This is a genomic window from Polaromonas sp. P1_F2, from assembly GCF_056405735.1.
Genome location: NZ_JBFUBN010000003.1, coordinates 25,908 through 46,829, shown reverse-complemented (window position 1 = coordinate 46,829; position 20,922 = coordinate 25,908). Strand labels below are relative to the sequence as shown.

Annotated in this window: 21 protein-coding genes; all 21 read right to left on the bottom strand. The window is 57.6% G+C overall.

Features of this window, described 5'->3' with window-relative positions:
- Positions 1-4: 4 nt before the first annotated feature.
- Positions 5-1,129, bottom strand: coding sequence for a non-hydrolyzing UDP-N-acetylglucosamine 2-epimerase (wecB, locus tag AC1D0O_RS07205; protein WP_477652863.1), 1,125 nt, complete (start codon positions 1,127-1,129; stop codon positions 5-7).
- Positions 1,122-2,132, bottom strand: coding sequence for a polysaccharide biosynthesis protein (locus AC1D0O_RS07200; RefSeq protein ID WP_477652862.1), 1,011 nt, complete (start codon positions 2,130-2,132; stop codon positions 1,122-1,124). Before AC1D0O_RS07200 ends, wecB begins: the two co-directional genes overlap by 8 nt.
- A 15-nt stretch (positions 2,133-2,147) precedes the next feature.
- Positions 2,148-3,008: a dTDP-4-dehydrorhamnose reductase family protein gene (locus tag AC1D0O_RS07195; protein ID WP_477652861.1), complete on the bottom strand. Its 861-nt coding sequence runs from the start codon at positions 3,006-3,008 to the stop codon at positions 2,148-2,150.
- 6 nt (positions 3,009-3,014) lie between these two features.
- Positions 3,015-4,250 (bottom strand): glycosyltransferase family 4 protein, encoded by a 1,236-nt coding sequence (locus AC1D0O_RS07190; protein WP_477652860.1) that lies wholly within the window; start codon positions 4,248-4,250, stop codon positions 3,015-3,017.
- Positions 4,247-5,377, bottom strand: coding sequence for a glycosyltransferase (locus tag AC1D0O_RS07185; protein ID WP_477653303.1), 1,131 nt, complete (start codon positions 5,375-5,377; stop codon positions 4,247-4,249). Before AC1D0O_RS07185 ends, AC1D0O_RS07190 begins: the two co-directional genes overlap by 4 nt.
- Positions 5,378-5,391: 14 nt before the next feature.
- Positions 5,392-6,363: an NAD-dependent epimerase/dehydratase family protein gene (locus AC1D0O_RS07180; RefSeq protein ID WP_477652859.1), complete on the bottom strand. Its 972-nt coding sequence runs from the start codon at positions 6,361-6,363 to the stop codon at positions 5,392-5,394.
- Positions 6,364-6,430: 67 nt separating this feature from the next.
- The gene (locus AC1D0O_RS07175; protein ID WP_477652858.1) at positions 6,431-7,303 is read right to left on the bottom strand and encodes a glycosyltransferase; all 873 of its coding nucleotides are present in this window, start codon (positions 7,301-7,303) and stop codon (positions 6,431-6,433) included.
- A complete protein-coding gene (locus AC1D0O_RS07170; protein ID WP_477652857.1) occupies positions 7,300-8,931 on the bottom strand; it encodes a hypothetical protein in 1,632 nt (543 codons plus the stop codon). Before AC1D0O_RS07170 ends, AC1D0O_RS07175 begins: the two co-directional genes overlap by 4 nt.
- Positions 8,932-9,050: 119 nt before the next feature.
- Positions 9,051-10,601 carry a hypothetical protein gene (locus tag AC1D0O_RS07165; RefSeq protein WP_477652856.1) on the bottom strand — a complete coding sequence of 517 codons (1,551 nt, stop codon included), beginning with the start codon at positions 10,599-10,601 and terminating at the stop codon, positions 9,051-9,053.
- A 32-nt stretch (positions 10,602-10,633) separates the two neighbouring features.
- Positions 10,634-11,404 (bottom strand): 3-deoxy-manno-octulosonate cytidylyltransferase, encoded by a 771-nt coding sequence (locus tag AC1D0O_RS07160; protein ID WP_477652855.1) that lies wholly within the window; start codon positions 11,402-11,404, stop codon positions 10,634-10,636.
- A gap of 14 nt (positions 11,405-11,418) precedes the next feature.
- Positions 11,419-12,168: an SDR family NAD(P)-dependent oxidoreductase gene (locus AC1D0O_RS07155; protein ID WP_477652854.1), complete on the bottom strand. Its 750-nt coding sequence runs from the start codon at positions 12,166-12,168 to the stop codon at positions 11,419-11,421.
- A gap of 50 nt (positions 12,169-12,218) precedes the next feature.
- Positions 12,219-13,001 carry an SDR family oxidoreductase gene (locus tag AC1D0O_RS07150; RefSeq protein WP_477652853.1) on the bottom strand — a complete coding sequence of 261 codons (783 nt, stop codon included), beginning with the start codon at positions 12,999-13,001 and terminating at the stop codon, positions 12,219-12,221.
- Between the two features lie 14 nt (positions 13,002-13,015).
- Entirely contained in the window at positions 13,016-13,801 is a 786-nt protein-coding gene (locus AC1D0O_RS07145; RefSeq protein ID WP_477652852.1) for an HpcH/HpaI aldolase family protein, read from the bottom strand.
- 59 nt (positions 13,802-13,860) lie between these two features.
- Positions 13,861-14,286 (bottom strand): CBS domain-containing protein, encoded by a 426-nt coding sequence (locus tag AC1D0O_RS07140; protein WP_477652851.1) that lies wholly within the window; start codon positions 14,284-14,286, stop codon positions 13,861-13,863.
- Positions 14,267-15,148, bottom strand: coding sequence for a 3-deoxy-8-phosphooctulonate synthase (gene kdsA, locus AC1D0O_RS07135; RefSeq protein ID WP_477652850.1), 882 nt, complete (start codon positions 15,146-15,148; stop codon positions 14,267-14,269). Before kdsA ends, AC1D0O_RS07140 begins: the two co-directional genes overlap by 20 nt.
- A complete protein-coding gene (locus AC1D0O_RS07130) occupies positions 15,141-15,938 on the bottom strand; it encodes a hypothetical protein (RefSeq protein WP_477652849.1) in 798 nt (265 codons plus the stop codon). Before AC1D0O_RS07130 ends, kdsA begins: the two co-directional genes overlap by 8 nt.
- The gene (locus AC1D0O_RS07125; RefSeq protein ID WP_477652848.1) at positions 15,935-16,720 is read right to left on the bottom strand and encodes a hypothetical protein; all 786 of its coding nucleotides are present in this window, start codon (positions 16,718-16,720) and stop codon (positions 15,935-15,937) included. The genes AC1D0O_RS07130 and AC1D0O_RS07125 overlap by 4 nt, the downstream gene beginning before the upstream one ends.
- Before the next feature lie 8 nt (positions 16,721-16,728).
- Entirely contained in the window at positions 16,729-17,526 is a 798-nt protein-coding gene (locus AC1D0O_RS07120; protein ID WP_477652847.1) for a class I SAM-dependent methyltransferase, read from the bottom strand.
- 212 nt (positions 17,527-17,738) lie between these two features.
- Positions 17,739-18,722 carry an FkbM family methyltransferase gene (locus AC1D0O_RS07115; protein WP_477652846.1) on the bottom strand — a complete coding sequence of 328 codons (984 nt, stop codon included), beginning with the start codon at positions 18,720-18,722 and terminating at the stop codon, positions 17,739-17,741.
- A gap of 38 nt (positions 18,723-18,760) precedes the next feature.
- Positions 18,761-20,377, bottom strand: a complete 1,617-nt coding sequence (locus AC1D0O_RS07110; protein ID WP_477652845.1) for a polysaccharide biosynthesis PFTS motif protein — start codon at positions 20,375-20,377, stop codon at positions 18,761-18,763.
- Between the two features lie 42 nt (positions 20,378-20,419).
- Positions 20,420-20,920: a GNAT family N-acetyltransferase gene (locus AC1D0O_RS07105; protein WP_477652844.1), complete on the bottom strand. Its 501-nt coding sequence runs from the start codon at positions 20,918-20,920 to the stop codon at positions 20,420-20,422.
- Between the last annotated feature and the right edge of the window lie 2 nt (positions 20,921-20,922).

Below are 20,922 nucleotides of genomic sequence, written 5' to 3'. Positions count from 1 at the left end.
CGGCTTATTTTTTCCAGACCGTCCGGTTGATGTAGTCCACATAACTAAGCACCACGCGCGTCACCTGCTTGGACACAGGCCCGGTCTGGTAATCGTCCACCACCCGCATACGGGGGCCCGCGGCCGCATGTTGCGACATGACGACCTGGATCGCCTCCAACACGCGCTCTTTACGCAGGCCGCTCATGACCAGCGTTCCCACGTCCATGCCTTCGGGGCGCTCGTGCGCGTCGCGTATGGTGACGGCCGGCAGGTTCAGCAAGGAAGCCTCTTCCGTGATCGTGCCGCTGTCGGAGATCACGCAGGCCGCGCCCATCTGCAGCTTGATGTAGTCGAAAAAACCGAAGGCCTTGGAGAACTGGATCAGCGGGTCAAACGTTGCGCCTTCCAGCAGGTCCAGCCGCTTGCGGGTGCGCGGATGGGTGGAGACGATGACCGGCATCTTGTATTTGCCGGCCAGTGCATTGAGCGTCTCCACCATGTCCCGCAGGTTTGCCGGCGTATCCACGTTTTCTTCGCGGTGCGCACTGACGACAAAGAACTCCCGCGCCTTCAGGCCCAGCCGGTCCACCACGTCCGACTTCTCGATTTGCGGCATGTAGTGCGCCAGCACCTCGCACATGTGCGAGCCGGTTTTGATGATGGTTTCGGGGCGTATGCCTTCGGCGATCAGATACCGGCGGGCATGCTCAGTCAGAACCATGTTGATGTCGCTCAAATGGTCGAGCACCTTGCGATTGAGCTCTTCCGGGACACGCTGGTCGAAACAGCGGTTGCCGGCTTCCATGTGGAAAACAGGCACCTTGCGGCGCTTGGCGGCAATGACGGCCAGGCAGGTGTTGGTGTCGCCGTAAAGCAGGATCGCGTCGGGCTTCTCAAGCACCAGCACGTCGTCGGCCTTTTCAATGACCGAGGCGATGGTCTTGGCGGCCGTTTCGCCGGCCACCTCCAGGAAATGGTCGGGCTTGCGGATGCCGAGATCGTCGAAAAAAACCTGGTTGAGCTCGTAGTCGTAGTTCTGGCCGGAATGCACCAGCACATGGTTGACCTGCGCGTCGAGTTCTGCGATCACCCGGCTCATCTTGATGAGCTCGGGCCGGGTCCCTACCAGCGTCATGACCTTAAGCATGCAGCGCCTCACGCACTTCCGCGAGTTTCATCAACGTGGCCTTGACGCCGTCGATGTCCAGGCGTTCCGTGTTGTGCGAGGTGTAGTCGTCCAGCTCGGAAATGTGCGCCTCGCCCTCGACGAAATACTTGTCGTAATTGAGGTCGCGGTTGTCCGCGGGGATCCGGTAATAACGCCCCATATCCTCGGCCTTCGCCATTTCTTCGCGCGAGATCAGCGACTCGTAGAGTTTCTCGCCGTGCCGCGTGCCGATGATCTTCACCGGTTTGTTGTCGCCGAAAAGCTGCTGCAGGGCCGCCGCAAGGTCGGCCACCGTGGAGGCCGGGGCCTTCTGTACAAACAGGTCGCCCTGCTGGGCATGTTCAAACGCATGCAGCACCAGGTCGACCGAGTCCTCCAGGGACATCAGGAAGCGCGTCATGTTGGGATCGGTGACGGTCAGCGCCTTGCCCGCCTTGATCTGGTTGATGAACAGCGGGATCACCGATCCGCGGGACGCCATCACATTGCCGTAGCGTGTTGAGCAGACCACCGGACCCGAAGCCGAAATGGTGCGCGACTTGGCCACGGTGAGTTTTTCGGCCATGGCTTTGGAAATGCCCATGGCATTGATCGGGTAGACCGCCTTGTCCGTGCTTAACACCACGACGCGCTTGCAGTTATTGGCAATGGCCGCGTTGAGCACGTTTTCGGTGCCCAGCACGTTGGTTTTCACCGCTTCCATCGGATAGAACTCGCACGAGGGCACCTGCTTGAGCGCCGCCGCGTGGAACACATAGTCCACGCCCCTCAAGGCGTCGTTCACGCTCTGGTATTCGCGGACGTCGCCGATGTAGAACTTGACTTTGTCATTGTTCAGCGCGATTCGCATGTCTTCCTGCTTCTTTTCGTCGCGGCTGAAGATCCGGATTTCGGAGAAATCGGAGTCAAGAAAACGCTGAAGCACGGCGTTGCCGAAAGAGCCGGTCCCGCCGGTAATCAGAAGTACTTTATTTTTGAACATGCAAAACTTTCAATATTATTTTTCCGACGCATGCATCACGCGCACCATGCTTTCCCACGAAGGCGCCCGGTAACCCGTCGCCTGGCGGAAACGCGAAGAATCGAGGGACCGGTCTATCACCAGCGCGTCGTCCGGCAGCACATCGATGGCCTTCCCATACTGCGCGGCCACCAGCTTCAGGAGGTCGAATTTGCTGATGGGCGCGGACGACACATGGTAAAGGCCATGCAGCGAAACATCGGGTAACACAACGTCGCGCATGACCCGCGCCAGCTCGATAGCGGTCATGCCTGAAAAAATACTGCGCCTGAAACCATGAACCGAGCCCTGCTGGGCCAGAAACCAGTCCACCAGCGCGCGGCTGGAATTGAGCTCACGCCCGATGATGGAGGTTCTCAGGGTCACCGCATGCGCGGCGTCGCGCAGCTCGCCGATGTATTTGGATTTTCCGTACAAATCCTCGGCATCGGACGGGTCGTCCTCCGTGTACATGCCCTTGCGGCCGGAAAATACGCAATCCGTGCTGACGTGCACCAGCCGGACCTTGCCGGGCGCGCACAAGGACGCCAGGCGATGGGGCAGCATCGCGTTGATGGGCAGCACCACCAGGGGGTCTTCCACGTGCTCCTTCTGCTTGATCAGGCCAACACAATTAATGACCGCATCCGGGCGCACGCGCTCGAAAGCCGCGCGGAGGGCCGTCTCATCAAGAACGTCCACACCGGTCAGGATCCGGCGCTGCTGGGCGGGCGAAAAATAGGGCAGGAGGGCTTCGTTACGCACAAGGCCCCAGACTTCATGGGGCGCGTGTCCATCAAACTCCCGAAACACCGCACTGCCCAGCATGCCGCTTGCGCCGAGTACCAGTACACGCATCTGTCATCACCCTTTCAAGCCAGAGCGGCGCGCCTGCAGTATGTCCACAAGCCGTCCAATCTGGCGATTCATATCAAAATTTTCGTCGAACCACGCCCGCCCTCTTTGCCCCATGGCTTCCCTCGTGGAAAGCGGCAGGGCATGCATGCGGCGTATGCAATCGGCCAGGGCCTGCGCATCTTCAGGTGCGCACACCATGCCGGCCCCGGCATCTTCCACCACCTTGCCGCCCTCCCCCTGCAAGGCCGCGACAATCGGGCGCCCCGCGGCAAGATAGGCCTGTATTTTGCTCGGCACGGTATGGGCGAGCACCCCGCCGCCCTTCAGCGTCACCAGCAGGGCCGAGGCCTGGCGGAACAGTTCCGGCATGGATTCGGCCGGAAAACGCCCGGGCAAGTCCAGATTATCCAGCTTTAAAAGGGTTTTTTGGCCCTGGACCCACTCCAGCATGCTGCCGCTGCCTACCAGCACCAGGCAAATCTGGGGCTCATCCCGCAACAATACGGCGGCCTGCACCACGGTTTCGAGCGCCTGCGCCTTTCCCAGGTTGCCGGCAAAGACCACACAAAATTTCTGCGCCAAACGGCTGGAGAGCTCCAGCGGCAGCGCATCCGGGGCCGCTGCCGGCAAGTCGGGATCCACGGAGTTCGGGAAATAAACGAATTTTTCGGGGTCGGCGTAAGCGGCCGTGGGCTCCTGAAAAGCCCTTGATTGAAGCAGCAGCGTGTCGCTGCAGGCATAAATCCAGCGCACCAGCCCGCCAACAGCCTTTAGCACCGAGGTATTCCGGATAAAACCGGTCGCCGACAGGCTCTCTGGCCACATGTCCTGCACCCATACGGCGAGATGGGCCCGTTTCAGCCATTTCAGCAGGATCGCGGGGATCACCTGAGTAATCGGCGAAGGCGCAAACACCAGGATGGCATCAAAGGAGCGCCCCCGCAGCAGCCAGGGAAAGCACAGCAGGCCGGAAAACACAAAAGACAGGTAGTTCAGGGCCAGATTGACGCCGCCGCCCCGCCCCCGGGGCCAGATCGGCACCCGAACCACATCCACCTGGTCCAGGAAACGCTCTCGCACCATGCCGGCGGCACGGTATCCCGGGAATACCTGGCCATCCGGGTAATTGGGCTTGCCCGTGGCCACAACCACCTCGTGACCGCGTTCCGCAAGCTTGCGGACGAAATCGCTGATGATGAAATTTTCAGGCCAGAAATATTGCGAGACAACAAGCAGTTTCATGGAAGAGGCTTGGCGCCGACAATCCGGCGGTACAGGTCCAGGTATCGCATGATTATCGTGGGCCAGGCGTACTTCTCCTGGACAAAGGCCTTGGTCCGCAGGCCGATCTGCCTGAGCTCATTCGCATCGCCCAGCAGCGCCAGCAAGCCTGCCGCGAGGCCTTCGGTGCTTGCAGGAACCACCAGGCGCGGATCAAGCGCGGCGATCTCGTCGAAGCCGCACTGGTCGGTCAACAGCACCGGGGTGCCGCTGATGCCGGCCTCCAGCGCCACGATGGACATGGCCTCCTGGCGCGACGGCACGACGAGCAATTGGGCGGATTGATAGGCGCCGGCCTTGTCCTGACCGTCCAGATGTCCCAGGAAATGGACTCGATCAGCAAGATCCAAATGCATCGTCCGCTCACTCAACCCGGCCAACATGCCGCCATCAGGCCCTACGAAAACCAGATGGTGACGAGGAAATCGATCAGAGATCTGCGCGAATGACTCCAGCAGGAGATCGGGCCCCTTGATCGGATTCAATCGCCCCACAAACAAAATAATGGGCTCATCGGCAAGCCCATGCTTGCGTAAAAAGCCAGTTCGATCAACGGGCTGAAAATCCTCTTCAGCGACGCCGTTGGGGATCACCGTCACGCTCGAAGCGGGGATGCCATAGGCTTCAAACTGTGAAAGTTCGCTGGGGGTTACCGCAATCCAGCCGGCGGCTTGGCGGATGATGGAATTCCCCACGGCCAGGTTATACAAGCGCTTGAGCCACGCTGACCGGCCAAACAGCGGCAACGCGCCTGCGGGGCACACCACGTAAGGTTTCCCAGCCGCACGCGCGGCCACGTAGGCCAGTACATTGAGTATCCCCCAATGGCCGATCAGGTGAACCATGTCAGCGTCATCCACCAGCTTGCGAACAATTCCCCAGCTCGGACGGGGAACGTAAAACCGCCGCCAGAGGCATTCCAGCGCCACCACGGTTGCCGGCGCCAAGGCGTCAATGCGCTCCTGGTCCAGCCCGATGCGGAGCGTCAGCACCGTACAGGAAAAACCGGACCTCCCGAGAGAGCGGCTCATTTGAAATGTCCTCTCGGCAGTGCCTCCACCACTCCTCAGGCTGAGGGCCGAACTCACATTCAGGATACGCACTAGGAGTCCGCCTTTCCAGACCCGCTCAGGTGTTCCGCGCGATACCAGGCTATGTAGCGCGACAAGCCCTCGTCGAAAGCCACAGGCCGCAAAAAGCCCAGGGAAAGCAGTTTCCCCGGGTCGTAGGTGCAATACGGATTTGTATTGTTTTTTCGCAAGGCGCGCAGGGCCAGCGCCAACACCCACGGGGGAAAGAAGACGCCCGGCCACAACGGCCCGGCAACACCCAAACCCCGCCTCATTGCCCGGTCAACGCTTGAAAATTCATTGGACGGCGCATCATCGTCGGAGACGATAAAAACCTCGCTCCGCAGAGCCAGCGCGGGGTTGACCAGGAACGTGATCGCCCCGACCACGTTGTCGACGTAGACCAAATTCATGCGCCGCTGGCCAAAAAAAACGGACTTGAAATCATTGCGCAAGCGCGAGCCGTTCACCAGGTCATGCGCGAGCTTCCTCAAATTCTGCCCGCCAGGTCCAAATACCGCGGTAGGGCGCAGCACCGCAGTCTCATAGCCATCAAGACTCGCAGAAAGAACAGCGTCCTCCACCTTCAGTTTGCTTATTGCATAAGACGTTACGGGGTGGCATGGGCTCGATTCCGTCACGCGCCGATCCGCGGTGCGGCCGACAACATCCGCCGTGCTGCAATGAATAAGCCGGGACACCTTGACCGACCTGCAGGCAGTCAGCAGGTTATGAATGGCCGAAAGATTCGCTTCTTCCGCGTCGCCCCGCAGGTAAACAAGGTTGACCACCGTACAGTCCGCCTCGAGAAATTCATCCAGCGAAGCCGGCTCAAGCAGGTCGCCTCGAACAATCTCAACTTCAGGGGGGAAGGCCGCCCGGGCACTTTCAAAATGAGCGGGCCGAGACAATATTTTTATCCTGTTGCCGCCTTGCCGCAGCAAAGCTTGCACGAGGTGGGTGCCTATAAAGCCCGAGGCGCCGGTAATTGCGATGGTTTTCAAGGCGACATCAATTCAATCAACTTCCTGCCGGCACGGGGCAGCAGCCCGGATGCGTTCGAGGCCATCCTCAGTTGGGCCTTGCCCAGCGGACTATTCGCTTGTAAATGTACCTGCAAATGCGCAAGACATAGAAGAGGTACATCCGCCCCTTCTTCCGCCCGCTCAGGTCCATGAAATAGCTGCGCGCCTGAAAATCGCCGCGCACCTCTTTCCAGAAAGCCTTCCAGCCACTGTCAACGGGAGAAACCAGTTCAAGACCGCAGCGGGCCTGGGGGACAACAAGCAGCCGGATGTTTCGTTGCCGCAGCAAAAAAGAATGAATGATGTCCTCGGAAAATGCCTTGCCCGTAAACGGGTAAAAGTTTTCCAGTACCAGGTTCTCCTTGCGATGCAGCACACACCCGCCAGCCAGCCACTCCACCTCGTACTGCGCCATGCCGCGCCGCGCGGGGTCAACCCCCACCGGGCTGCCTGATTTTTCGATTTCACCCTCGCGGTAGCCTTTGCGCCCATTCATCAACCAATAGTAGATCGCCCCCACCAGCGCTCCACTGGCTGGTTTTTTGTACACAGACTCATTGGTCTCGACATTGACAAGGGCTGGAGCCGCAGCGCAATCGGGCAATTGCACCAACACCGCCAGCAGGCGCTCAAGGCATTGAGGATCCACAAACATGTCGTCATCCAGCTGCATGACGAAGCCATATTTCGCCTTCTGAAAGCCGAAAGCTCGCTGCGCGACCTGGCCCCGGCATGGCGTCGGCACAACCCTGACATTGTCAAATACCAGGGGAGCCATAACGGATGCTTCCCGCTCGGGAATGCAAACCAGAATTTCCGCGGGCCTTATCGAACCACGGTTCAGGCGCTCAATAGTGGGTCTCAGCGACTCTCCGCCCAAGGTTGCAATAACTACGGTGATCGATTGCTCGTCGCTCATAGCTTATGACGTGGCGCCTGAGGATGAGAGTCCTTGACGGTTAATACCGAAGTCTTTGCCAGCCAGATTTTCCTGCCAATGAAATCAAACAACTCAAGCAACCCGCACGCAACAAGACAGGAAACAGAAAAATGCGCGATGAACGAAAGCTCATGATCAATACCGAACATCATGTACCCGGTGCTTATCACCGTCACGAGATATACACACCGCACGTAGACCGCGTAATTCCTGGATCGCCCACTCACCACGGAAAGGAACGCCTGAATACCAAATGCCACGCCAAACAAAATGATGCCCCCCCAGTATTTACCCAGGATCCAGGCCATCCCCCAGATCGTCCAAGGCTCGGACATATACGCTTTGCTTATCGCGTCGAAAGTATGTCCTCGATACGCCATTGGGAAAACGCGCGAGGTATTAACGATGGCCTCGTCGAAAATTTCGCCGGGCACCAGATTATTGGCAAAATTTTTGAGCGCATGTGAGCTGCGAATGTAGGAGTCGAGGACTTCCTCATTCGGGACCTTCGAAAATATTGTGAAAGAGTAGTCAATCAAGGACAGTCTTGTCACCGTGGGCCTCAACTTGTTCCCAAGTTCGATGACGGCCTCGGACTTGTAGTACTTTTTCCGAAGATCAGATATCTGCCCGAGGTTGGCCCAATCCATGAGCTTGGGGTTCAGGTAACTGAGCTTGTAGTCATTAATAGCCTGCGAAAAACTGATGTCACCGATCTTGTAGTGCCTGAATATTGTTCCCATCGCATACACCGCCGAATTGAGCACAAAAAAACTGGCGATCAGAACGGCCAATCTGAGCACACTGAACTTGAAGCGCGGATTGACAGCGAGTCCTGCGAAGAATAGGAATATCAGTATCCGGAGAGGCCCCCCTCTCGAGCCGATCACAATTGAAAATAACAGCCATAGAAATATCAGAAGTCCCGCATGAACCATCTGGGATTTGGTCAGGCTTTTTTCCCGCCACTTGATAGCCAGCCAGCAAATGGTCACCAGCAAAGCCACATCCGTATCAAAAATAATGCCCACCCACGCCATCCGGTTGCCCCAATGCTCGGGCGATCCGAAAATTGTGACGCCGAGGTAAACGCGCACATAGTAGGCAACAAGATAGGTCACCAGCCAATAGCCGGTGATCGACCATAGCGAAAACACTCTCGCGGCAAGATTCAGAGGTGTCTGCCTCCGTGGCAACAGCCGGTCTGCGGCGTAAATGCCTAACAGCATTGCAATTGAGCCGCCAACGTACAGCAGCATGCCTCGCGAAATCTCATCCCCGGTCAACCCGTCAGATGTCAAAAACTCCAACGTGACCGGAGGAAGCAATAGCAAGGCGGCCAGCCTGACAAGGGAAAAAATAATCAGGAACCAGGCCAGCACCAAAATATGCGCGGCAGTGCGCTCACTGCTGGTGATCAACGCGAGGCAGAAGACCAGATCCAGCACAAGGACCAGGAAGACGGATAAGCCACTGATGAAAGGGGACGCTCCCAGAATGAGATACCCAGCCAGAAATACCAGACCGTGAAGCAAGAAAATTCCCGCCGTCAGGCGGGAAAAGTCGATGGGCAAATTTATTATTTTTGTAATTTTTTCTAAGTGCATGGGATAACTGCCTCGGGTTCTAGTGGGAGCAGGACTAACGGCAATGGGGAATGTAATCGACTACCTCGCAAGTATTGGATTTAAAGTTCAGCGGGCGGCTACGCCGACCGGGACTCTCGTCAACTCTTCTCCTCAGGTTGCAGGATGTTTATCACGACGGAGGGGTCAATTGGCATGTAAAAATTACCACAATACCGAACTGCCAAGGTGTGCCCTTCTGATTCGCCAGCTTCCATCGGGTCTCTGTGAACGATAGAGGAGAACTGCTCCGGATTTGTCACACTCTCTCGCCAACTGCCGAGTTGGTATAGAGGGTCGATAGTCATTTCACCGGGAAGCGCGAGGTAAACAGGCCGCACATTGGCGCACACGGCCTTCACTATCGCCGTGCTGCCTCTGTAAAGTGCATAAGCGGCACGCGCAATGTCATCTTCTATCGTGGCCGTTGACAACTCGACGTTCCGCGGCAGTTTCCGGAATTTGGGGTTTTGAGCCATCAGGCTCTCAAACCTCACCAAGGGATGAAGCCGCCAGATGAAGCGCATATTCGGCATCAGCTCCGCACAGCTCAAGGAAAACTCAAAGAGGAGAAGACACTCGCTGATGATCCCTTCGGGCAATACCAGGCAAGCCTTGCCTGCGGCGACAGGTTGGAGATCAAAGTCATCACCTCTCCCGGAGCCACCGGCTTCAGCTCTTTCCGGGCCAGCAAAGGCGCGGTTGGATCCTAAAACGCGCACGGGAATGCCCTGCGCCTTCAAGGAGCTTTCGATTTGCCCTTTGGACACGGATCCGGCCGTCAGGATCAGATCGGGATCAAATGCAGGTCCAAGCTTTCGCAACGCGCCATGCTGCAACCTGAAGATCGCCGCGTGTTGATAGCCAACACACTGCATGCCCGCCGATACCTCGCGTGCGGCGGCAAAAACCGCGCGTTCCCACGCATGCCCCTCGTAGGTCACGATCATCAATTTTGGCTGGATCGATGCGACCAGGCGGCTGACTTGCACAGACATTCGCAGTGTGGCCCTTGCACCGCCCGACATGGCCTCAAGCGAGGCGCGCGCAAACACTTTCTTCAGAAAGCCGGGGGACTCTCGCCTGGAAAGCGATGCCAGGCGCGACGACTCCCTCCTTAACCGACGCCAAAGGGAGAGATCGCCCGAAAGACCCAGTGTGTTGGAGAGCAATACTCGCGGGCACGCACTTGCGTCCCAGCGCTGCACGCGCGACCTGTCTGGAGTGGCGGTGTGGTCAATCAACGCGACCACAACCCGGCGGCCCTCCGCCTGGAGGAGCTCCGGCAGATTGCCAAAATAGAAATCAACTGCTTTTCCCGCGTCCGCGCCGTTGAGCAAATGGGAGACGAACAGGACATCCACAGGCCCCGACAGTGCCTGTGACGCCTTCCATGGCTCACCATCGGACCTCAGAGCTCTCCACAGCTGGCGGAGCCATCCAGCGGAACTTCGGGTTTTTACCGCGATGGCTTTGGCGACACGGCTCAGGGCGGTTGAAGCCGCGAACAGCCCTTCATAGCCTTCGAGAAAAGATGGATGTTCGCGAAGAACATGCAGCCACGGTATCGACATGCGCTCCAGCGTCGATCCCGGCATCTCCAGCACCCGGTCGCAGGCCTCACATACCTGCCTGTACTGTTCTTCGTTCAAGGTCCGTCCTCCCTGGAAGACCCGCAGGCCGTTCAGACCTGCCCTGATATTTTTTCGAGAAGGGCTTTTTGCTCCGGGTCCTGCCGGATGTACTCGAGCACGACATCCGCCTCATGAGGCTCGTTGACGGATGGAAGGCTTGGTACCACCGGCACCGATTGCAGGCTGTAGTCGTTTTCCAGGATGCGCATCTGCTCGATGAACTCAGCCAGCTCCACAGGCGCGCTCGGCAAGGTGGTCACCTTCATCAGGAAATCCTTGCGGTAAGCGATGATCCCGAGAATCTTGCGCACAAAAGCCTGCTGCTGCTCGAAGCTGCTGTAACCGGGCGTTCGGCGGAAGCAGTGCATGATGCGCCCGGACTGCGAAACGGCGCACTTCACAAATGAATGGCGGTCAAGCTCCTCCGCGCTTTCGATCGGGCCCGTGGCATTCCAGGCATCGCCACCGGGATTGGCCCGCATGGCGTCCGCCAGCGCGTCCACGTGACGGGGCAAAAGCAGGGGCTCATCACCCTGGAGCAGGATCACATGGGTGCAATCGACGTCCTTGACCGCCTCCGCCACACGGGTTGTTCCGTTTTTGTGGGTGTCGGCTGTCATGACAACCTTACCGCCAAAGCCCCTGATCGTGGACGCGATGTCTTCGTCGCAAGTGGCCACGATGACGTCGGAGACGGCCCGGGAAAGCAGAGCTCGCCGGCGGACATGTTCGATCATGGGAAGCCCATGGAAAGGAAACAAGATCTTTCCCGGGAACCGGACGGAGGCCATGTGGGCCGGAATCACCGCAACAATTTTCATACGTGGCGCCTGGCTTACTGGGGAAACACGCCGCAATCGACGTTGATGTTCTGCGCGGTCACGGCGGATGCGGCGTCGGAAGCAAGGAACAGGCACATGGCGGCGACCTCTGGGCCGGTGGGCAGGCGTTTGAGCGCCGCATTGTCCACCGCAAATTTCGCGATAAAGCCCGCGCCATCACCTTTGGCAGGCCCATGCGGGCTCTTCAGCGCTTCCAGCAATCCATCGGTAGGAATCAGCACCGGGCAAACGCCGTTGACGCGTATCCCGCGCGGACCCACTTCCTTGGCGAGCGACTGCGTGAGCCCGTTCATCGCGAATTTCGTGGCCGAATAAGCCGAGTTGTTGGGGCTGCCGCGCTTGCTGGCAATGCTGGAAATATTGACAATGCTGCCGCCGTCTCCCATGGCCGCGACTGCGGCCTTGCAGCCCCAGAAGGCGCCTTTGAGGTTGGTGGCGATGATGTCATCGAGGAAAGCGTTATCGATCTCGGCGATGGGCCGCCATTCCGAATAGCCTGCGTTATTGACAAAGGCGTCCAGACGTCCCGTCGCGTCAAGCGCTGTTTTGACCAGCTTCACATGGGCCGCTTCGTCACGCACATCGGTGGGCACAAAAACCACCTTGTTGCCGAAGCGTTCGGCAAGCCCGGCTTCCTGGCGTGCGCCCACAAATACCGCATAACCGGCGTCAACAAACGCTTCGGTGATGCTCAAACCAATCCCGCGATTGCCGCCGGTGATGACAACTGTCTTTTTGCTCATGGTGCTGGCCGGGAGAACCCGGTTCTCGAAAATGTTGAAACGCCTGCCGCCTAGATGGTCATGCAGGAGAAGCCGCCGTCAACGGCGACTTCCGCGCCGGTGACAAAACTCGCGGCGTCGGAAGCAAGCCAAAGGGTGGCCCCCAGCAGCTCAACCGGTTGCCCGAAACGGGCCATGGGGGTGTGCCCGAGGATCGCCGCCTCGCGCTCCGGCGTGATGAAATTCTTGCGATTCCAGTCAGTGGGCAGAAAGCCCGGGCGCAATGCATTGACTCGCACGCCTTTGGTACCCCATTCGCGGCCCAGGTTCTGGGTCAGGTTCAGGATGCCGGCTTTGGCGATGGAATACGTGAAGGCCTTGGAAAGCGGGGGGCCTGCGGAAGCCGACGAAATGTTGATGATGGAACCCTTGCCCTGTTTGAGCATATAGGCGCCGAACACCTGGCAACCGAGAAAGGTGCCCGTGAGCTGGGAATCGAGGATGGAATACCACTCGTCGAGCGAGAGGTCGAGGAAGGGGGTGGGGCCATTGGTGCCGGCACCGTTGACCAGAATGTCCAGCTGGCCGAACTTCGCCACGATGGCGTCCAGTGCGGCGACATGCTGTTCCTTCTTGGAGACATCGATGGCCAGCGCCATCACCTTGTCAAAACCTTCGGCCTTGAGCTCGGCCTCGACGGCCTGGGCTTTTTCAAGACGAAGATCAAGCACCGCCACTGCGCAGCCTGCACGGGCAAATCCGCGCGCCATTTCGCTGCACAGGTGGCCGCCCGCGCCGGTCACGGCGGCAACACGGCCTTCAAGGTTAAAAAGTTGGTTAAGGTAGGTATTCATTGGTTGTCAATCGATTAACGCATCGTCTTCATCAGGTCCTGCATTTGTACTGCCCATTTCCAGAGCACAAAGAGGTCGGAACCCAAGATGGCGTAGTTGTAGCCCAGGTCAAAAACAAACTTCACCGTGGCGGGGTTGGCGTCCGCCACCTGCGTGCCGCAGCTTTTGCCATGGCGCTCGCAAGCCTGGATGACCTTGCGTGAGGCTTCGATGACGAGCGGATGGGTCGTCTGCCCGGGAACTCCCAGGGAGCCCGCGATGTCGAGCGGGCCTATCATGACGCCATCGACCTCGTCGAACGCGAGCAGCTCTTCAATATTTTCCACGCCCTTGATGGATTCCACCTGGAGCATGAAGGTGGATGTCTTGTTCCAGTTCTGGATGTATTCGTCGAAGTCAAAGCCGTAGGCTTGCGCCCGGTTGACCCCATAGGTGCGGCGGCCCATGGGCGGATACTTCACGTCGCGGATCAGCGCCCGCACCTGGTCGGCGGTTTCAACCATCTGCACCAGCATTCCGTCAGCGCCCGATTCGAGCAGGGGCTTGAGGTAATCGTTGGAATGAGAGACGGGGCGGGGTATGCAAGGCACGCCTTCGCTCTGGCTTGCGGCGATGATGCGCTGGCCCTGCTCCAGTGAAATGGTCGAGTGCTCCATGTCGATGAACATGAAATCAAAACCCGCGCGGGCGAAGGTCTCGGTAATCGAGGGATGCGAGTAAGAAACCCAGCCCGCGAACAAACGTTCGCGGTTCCGCAGTTTCTGCTTCAGCGCGGCGCGCTGCTCAAATATTTTGTTCATAAAACGTCGTGAAGTTAGCGGCAGCCATCCTGCCGGTGAAGCACAAACCTGGGAGCGGCTTAGCTCCGGGTGTCCAGAAGCGCCTGAACCGCGGGATGCAGGTGCAACAGGCCAACAAGCAAGCCCTTGTCATCGACCACCGGCAAGTCCCAGATCTGCTTTTGCTCCATGACGTCCACCGCGTGGACAAGGGTGTCGCCCGGCTTGGTGGTCATGGGCGCGAGGATCGCATGGTCAAGCGCGTCATCCACGAAAAACGCGGAAAAGGGCTTTTGCACCTTGAGCAGCTTGCGGCGAATGTCGCCATCCGTCAGGATGCCCAGAAGTTTGTTGTCGCCATTGACGATACAAACAATACCGAGGCGCGATCGGCCCATTTCTTCCAGGGCTTCCTTGAGGATCACGGCCTCTTTGATAACGGGCACGCGGTCCAGGCCCATCATCACTTCGCTGACCAGCATGGCCTTATTTTTCTGGGTGGACATTGTCTTCTCCAAATTTTTCCAACATTTCAAGACGGAACTCATGAGCGGCCTTGGCCTGGCTCAGTACATTTTCAAGGTGTTTGATGTTCATGACGGTATTCGCGTCCGACATTGCGTTGTCCGGATCGTTGTGGGTTTCCATGAACAGGGCATTGATACCGCAAGCAGCCGCGGCACGCACGAGGTAAGGGATGAACTCACGCTGGCCGCCGGAAATATTGCCCATGGAAGTAGGCAGCTGGATTGAATGCGTCGCGTCAAAGCAGACCGGGTAGCCTGTTTTGGCCATGATCGGGAAACAGGTGAAGTCGTTGACCAGCATGTTGTAGCCGAAGAAGGTGCCGCGGTCGGCCAGCAGCACCTGGTGGTTGCCCGCGGCCTCGATCTTGCGGACCGAGTTCTTCATGTTCCAGGGGCTCATGAACTGGCCCTTTTTCAGGTGAATGGGGCGCTTGGTCAAGGCTGCAGCGCGCAGGATCGAGGTCTGGCGGCACAGATAGGCCGGTACCTGCACCATGTCGCAGACCTCGCCGGTGGCAGGCCCCCACGCGGGATCGGAAAAGTCGGAAACGACCGGAATGCCGAACTCGTCGCGGATGTCCGCCAGAATGCGCAGGCCGTCGTCCACACCCAGGCCGTGGTAGCTGTCAGGGGCGGAGCGGCAGTCCTTGTCATAGCAGGACTTGTAGATCCAGGAAATGCCGACCTTCTGGCAGATTTTCCCGATGGCCTCGGCCATCATGAAGGCGTGATCACGGCTTTCGATCGCGCACGGGCCGCCAATGAAAGCCAAAGGCAGCTTGTCGCCGATCTTGACCTTGTTGACTTTGCCGTAGCCAACTTCGATTATTTTGTTAACCATGAAAAACATCCAGTTTGAGATTTTGAATACGAAACACGAGGGGCCGGGCCATGACGAGGTGACTTTGGATGACCAACCTCACCGGCTCTGATTTGTCGGCGCGAACAGGAACCAGCTGAATTCCGCCGGGAGCCAAGTTCACCGGTTGAACACCCATTATCTTACCGCTACGGATTGAAATCAGCTTACAAACGCAGCGCTGCGCGCCGGCGGTCGGATTAACCATGCCAAGTTCGTACACAACGCCCGGCTGGAGTTCGTGCTGGAGGCTGTATTCACGGCTCAGGAAGCTCCTCCCTCCCAGCAATTGCAGGACACCGTCTGCGCCCTGCGAAATCGCGTCAAGGTTGCCATGAACGTAAGCCCTTAAGGGGGCGCCATGATAGCGGTAACTGACATAGCCACGCTCTGCCAGAAAAGACCCTAGTTTTGTGACGCCGGAAGGCGTTGTAGAGTGAAAAACAGCGAAGGTCCCCGTTTCACCGTGGCTTCGTCCCACCATGGATGAAATATCCAGGGTCTGCCGGCAATTAGCCTGCAGGTTCACTTTTTGCTCCAAAACCTGGCGCCCAGTCGCGTCGAAGAATGCCAAGGTCACGTGCTGCTGGCCCTGACCGTCCTCAAACAAGGAGGGGATGTCGATCAACTCAAAGAAGGTCTCCCATTCATCCGAGCTGCGCCACACAAACAGGTCACTGATAGGGTCGGCCGCCGGAGCTGGAAAGCGTGTTAATGGCTGCTTCCATGTCCAGATGGCGCGCCTGAGGCGTTGGATCTTCTGCGCAATCATGGTGCGACCTTGGCGAACCAGCGATTTTTCAGCAGCTTTTGAGCTTCCCAACGCCGCCCATGGACAACCAGTGACGCCGGCGGGTGGGTGTGCTCCAGGCTGAGATAGGCGCCGTCCATTGCACTCGAAAAATAAAGGGGAATGGCAGCCATGCCGCGGCAGATAAACAGCGGCAGGTCACCCGGCTCAAAACCAAGCCCATCCAGTGCAACACTATTGGCCGTGTTGCTGCGAACAGGAAATTTGCCCTTGAGCTTGAGCCCGGCTGCGTCGTAGATTTCCAGTTCAGCCTGCCTGCTTGCGGGGGAGTTTTCAACATTCAGCAGAATCAAATGATTCTGGATGCCCTCGCCGAACTGCAAAAAAGGTCCAAACGTCAGCAGCGAGCCTTGGGGAGGGAAAGGATCCAGTTCGCCCTGGTAGCTGGTTTGAGCCTCTGGAGTCGACAACCCCAGCGTTGCCCGCCAGGCAGGCACACTTGTCTGCGCAGCGTCAAGTTTGGGCAATATCTCACTTTCCGCCGGTGGTGGTGTGCGAGTCAGCGACAGCAGCGCGAGTGCATCAGCAGGAACCACATCTGCAACATCGCCGGCGGTGATCGTTCGCAACGCGCCCGGCTCAAGAACACCGAGGTTTTTGCTTGTCCAAACACCGTTGGAAGCCCAGGTTACGTTGATGAATTGTTGCTGGCGCCGGCTGGCTTCCCAGTTATTTGGGGAGAAATTGCACAAGGTCACCCAGCCCTGCGCACCAGGAGCTTTGAGTATGGGGTAATAAGACATATGAACGCCTATATCTTCCGCGCGACAGCCCTGAGCCACCAGGCAGGCTCCGTAGACTCGCGATGCGCATCGTAAGGCCCCACCATGGCGCGCTCCAGCGGATCGACAAGCGTCTCCATGCCGGCCGTGGCCGCGAACGGAGCGACAACGCCCCAACTTATCAGCTTGCTGCGAATCCTCATCAGGATTGAATGAAGCTTTGACTCGCTTTTCAGCTGGGAAATTGTTTGGCCGTAGTACGCGATTTCAATATCAGTGAAACCCAGGTCATCCAGCAAACGGCGCATTGGGATTTTGTCGAAGAAGAGGATGTGCGGCTCATCAAGAGCCTTGTGCTCCCAGTCCCGGCAGGGAACCTCAATAAATAGCGCCCCTCCCGATCTGAGGCCGCGGGTCGCGGCCCGGACAAAGCCCACCGGATCGGAAACATGCTCCAGCACATGAGACATGACCACCATATCGACCGAGGGAGGCTCGGCGAGACCGACGATCTGCACGCCCAGCTCTCCGAGGGCTTGGTGGCAACCTTCATCTGTCTCGACTGCAAAATAACTGCTCTGAGGCATGTCCTGCAGCCAACTACGCGCAAAAAGCCCCGGACCAGGCCCCACCTCCAGCACCTTATTAACGGTGATTTGATGCTTCCCAAGAAAGCGATTCACAAATGCGTGCCGAATGCGGGCAATTCCGGTAAAAAATGCAATCGCCAGCTTGTTCGTAGGCTGGCCTCCGTGCGCGGCGGAAAAATAATTTTCGTTGTACGCCAAAAGCGCAGCGTCACTTGGCATGGGCGAAGCAAATATCATTTCGCAGTCTTCACAGATAGCCAATGAGCATTCCGAGAAAATCGGATTCTCATAGCGAAATCTCGCCATATTGCGCGTGTTGCTGCTACGGCATATCGGGCAAGGCACTACCATGAACGTGAAACCTCGGATTCTTTGATTCGTGAAACTGACAGGATGAGCGCTGCATATGGAAGCAGACGCACATTCAAATTTCCAGAAAACACAACACGTCAACCGGCCTGTTGAGTGGGTGTACCCAAACTTCGCTTTATCCAGATTTGGTTAATGCTTCCGGTCTTGGGCTCACTGACGGGAGAGGTGGTGGCCGATCCCTCCGACAGTTCAAAGCCGCAGCGCGTGAGAATCTCGAAAACCTCTTGCTTTTGAGCTCCGAAATCATGCAAGACCTCCACAAGTACCGTCTTGCACTGGGGGTTTGAAATCGTTTTAACGCCCCCCCTCAATATTAAATGCTCAATGCCATCTACATCTATCTTTATCATTTCCGGGCATTCGGAAAGCACTCCGCACTCGAATAAAAAATCGAGCGAGAACCCCAGGGTTTGATATGAACTGACCTTGGAGAGAAGTTTGCCGTCGTAACCATAATCCACCCCAAAGGCCGATAAGGCGCCGCCTTCCTGGGTAGACGAAAGCGTGAAATCGGCAAACTGGTTCGTTTCCGTGAGAGGCGTGGAAATCACCTTCACTTTCTTTTCGAGGCCATTTGCATTCAAATTTTTGACCAGCAATGCCAGGTTGAAAACGGATGGTTCAAATGCGTATACGTTACCGGGCTTGGTTGAACCGAAATAAGCGGAGTAAAGCCCGACATTCGCCCCAATGTCGAAAAATGCACCCTCACCGCCATACTCATCAATCCAGGCTAGCGTTTCTGGCTCCTTGGTAGAAAACGTCGTTGCACGAATTTCGCAAAGATAGTTCGGCGTATGGAATTTGAAAGGGTAGTTTTTGCCGCCACTGGCATGAATAACCTCTCTAACCATTTGAGAAATCTTCTGTGATTGAAAATCAATCCACAGGTACCCAAAATGAGGCCGTATCTTGGACAGAACCCAGATGTATAGGACAGCGGCCAAATGAAGTAGTCGCAGGGGAAACGCGATGGCCTGCTTGGCACCCAGTTTTATTGAATTCATAAAGTTATGCTCGCCTGTGACCGGCGAAGAATGGGTTTGGTCTTGATTCGGCATCGGAAACGTTTTCCTTGTCTATACCTTCTGGAAGATTGTCATGAGGACAATGCTGACAGCCAGTCTTGCAGTTCTTCCTGCCCCGACAAAATGGGAATACCGTGCGCCGCACGGTCGTCTTTTTCGCAAATGCCGTACGGATCATAGTAGATCGATGGTTTTCCGAGTTCCCGCCCAATCAGGGCTGTGGAGGTAAACGGCGTCGAGACAACCGCCTGGCATTTCTCGATAAGCGCGCTAGCTGAAGTATCCGAATCAATCTCCAGATAATTCGAAGTTTCACTCAAGCAGTTTATGGTGCGCTCATAGGCTGGGTGCACGCGGGTTCCCACATCACGCTTGCGTTTGAACACCATGACTTTTTCTGCCATCCGGGTTGCCTCCTGGATATCCGTCAGGAATTTGCTCGCGTTCCGCGGAACGTAGTATTCGATATCAAGGCCCAGCGGTTGATACACCGCGTCGCGCATGGGCTGCACATCAAACACAGCAATACTGCAAGCCGGCAGATCCAGTGATGCCGGTACCCCCGAGTGGAAATTGATGGACCCGACAACAATGACGTCAGGAGCATCGCCCACCGCGCGCCGGAGGAAGGCCTCCTGGTAGTCATCCCAGACCAGGTATTTCGACCAGGTCATTGTCCGCCAGCCGTACAAGGGTTCCGGATAAACCCCGGATTGCTTGAACTGCTCGATATTCGTGGAATAAAAGTAGAAAAGTATTCTTGCGCCCTGGCGCTCCGCCTCGTAGGTCCATAGCGGGCGGTAAATCCAGTTCGAATTGTGGAAAAGATAGTCCCGGGCCAGCAGCGCGGGATTTTGCACGCGTATGTGGGCCGCTTTGACGGTCTCGCCCAACATCATCGAAAGCCACCAGCGCCCCGCCATCGAGCCAAAGAAGGCTTTCCCAATGGCAACGATGCTCGCGCCCAGAAAGCCCATCAACAAGGCCAGGTCGGCGAAGGGAAGGAACGGTGAGGAAACCGGAACGACTTCCACCCCGTCCGACTCCCGCGCACCGGCCGTGAGAACGTTGTGGTAGACCGCGTCCAGCCCCGGGGCCCGTCCCGGCCAATGAAGGTACCAGCTCACGATGTCGTTTTTCTCACCGCGCCCGCCGACGGGCGGGAGGTTTCCGGAGCCCAGCGCATCAAAATAGGCGTGGTTTTTCGGGCTTGCTTTTGCGGGCCGTATCAGGGACCGGGCATCAGCCAGCGCAAGCTTGAACGCGACGAAAATGCCACTCGCGAAGTGCAGGGCGACAACACCTGCCCACAGGAACGCGGATCGGCCTTCGTCCACCTCAAACCCGTGCTCACGCAGAACCTTGCGCCATGCGCCGGGTAACGGATAGGCAATGGGCGCATCGTGTTTTCCGACCGAACTTAGCAGCGCGGACGCCAGGCCGACGCCAACAAATCGCACCAGCACAAACTGCCGCACCGCAATTTCAGCGGCCTTTCCGTCCAGGCCGGAAAAAATCTCCGGATTGCCCTCGGTCGCAAAAATCGGTGTCGCCGTCAAGGCCTCCTTGACGGCCGCGATCCGCCTCAGGGTGCCCGTCTTTTTCAACACCCGATACCCTCGCATCAAATGCCTCAAACGTGCGCGCGCATGCTTGCGGAGAAGGCCATCCAGTCCGGGGATTCTCATGCCGCAACCAACCCTTGCATGAAACAGCAACGCGGAGACGGCCTAAACATGCAGCACCATCCGCACAACACCCGGAGTGTTTGCTGGTTGCAAAGAGGGGTCCGCGACAAAACCAGCATTCCGGTAGGCATTCACAGCCGGCAGGTTTTCGCGCTCAACGCCCAGGTAAATCCGCTCGATCCGCCGATGAAGCTTCAGCCAGGCGGCACTGGCCGCCAATACCTCGGCAAAAACATGCTTTCCACGGAAGGCCGGATCACCGATCAGGACACCCAGCTCGGCGCGGCCCTCATCCTGGAGGAGAGGTTCATACTTGATGTTGCCGATATGGAGATCGTCGGCCTTGGAAAAAATTCCAAGAAAAAGCACATCTTCGCGGCCAACGCGTTGCCGCACATATTCACGCAGGTCCGCAAGCCCGCGTGTGGACTCCGCGGTGGCTATCCATTTTTTGGCCGCCGAATCGCTTAGCCAGCCGAGATACCTGGTGGATACATCGTCAACCGTCAACTCACGCAGAAAAAAACGGGCAGTTTCAATCACCA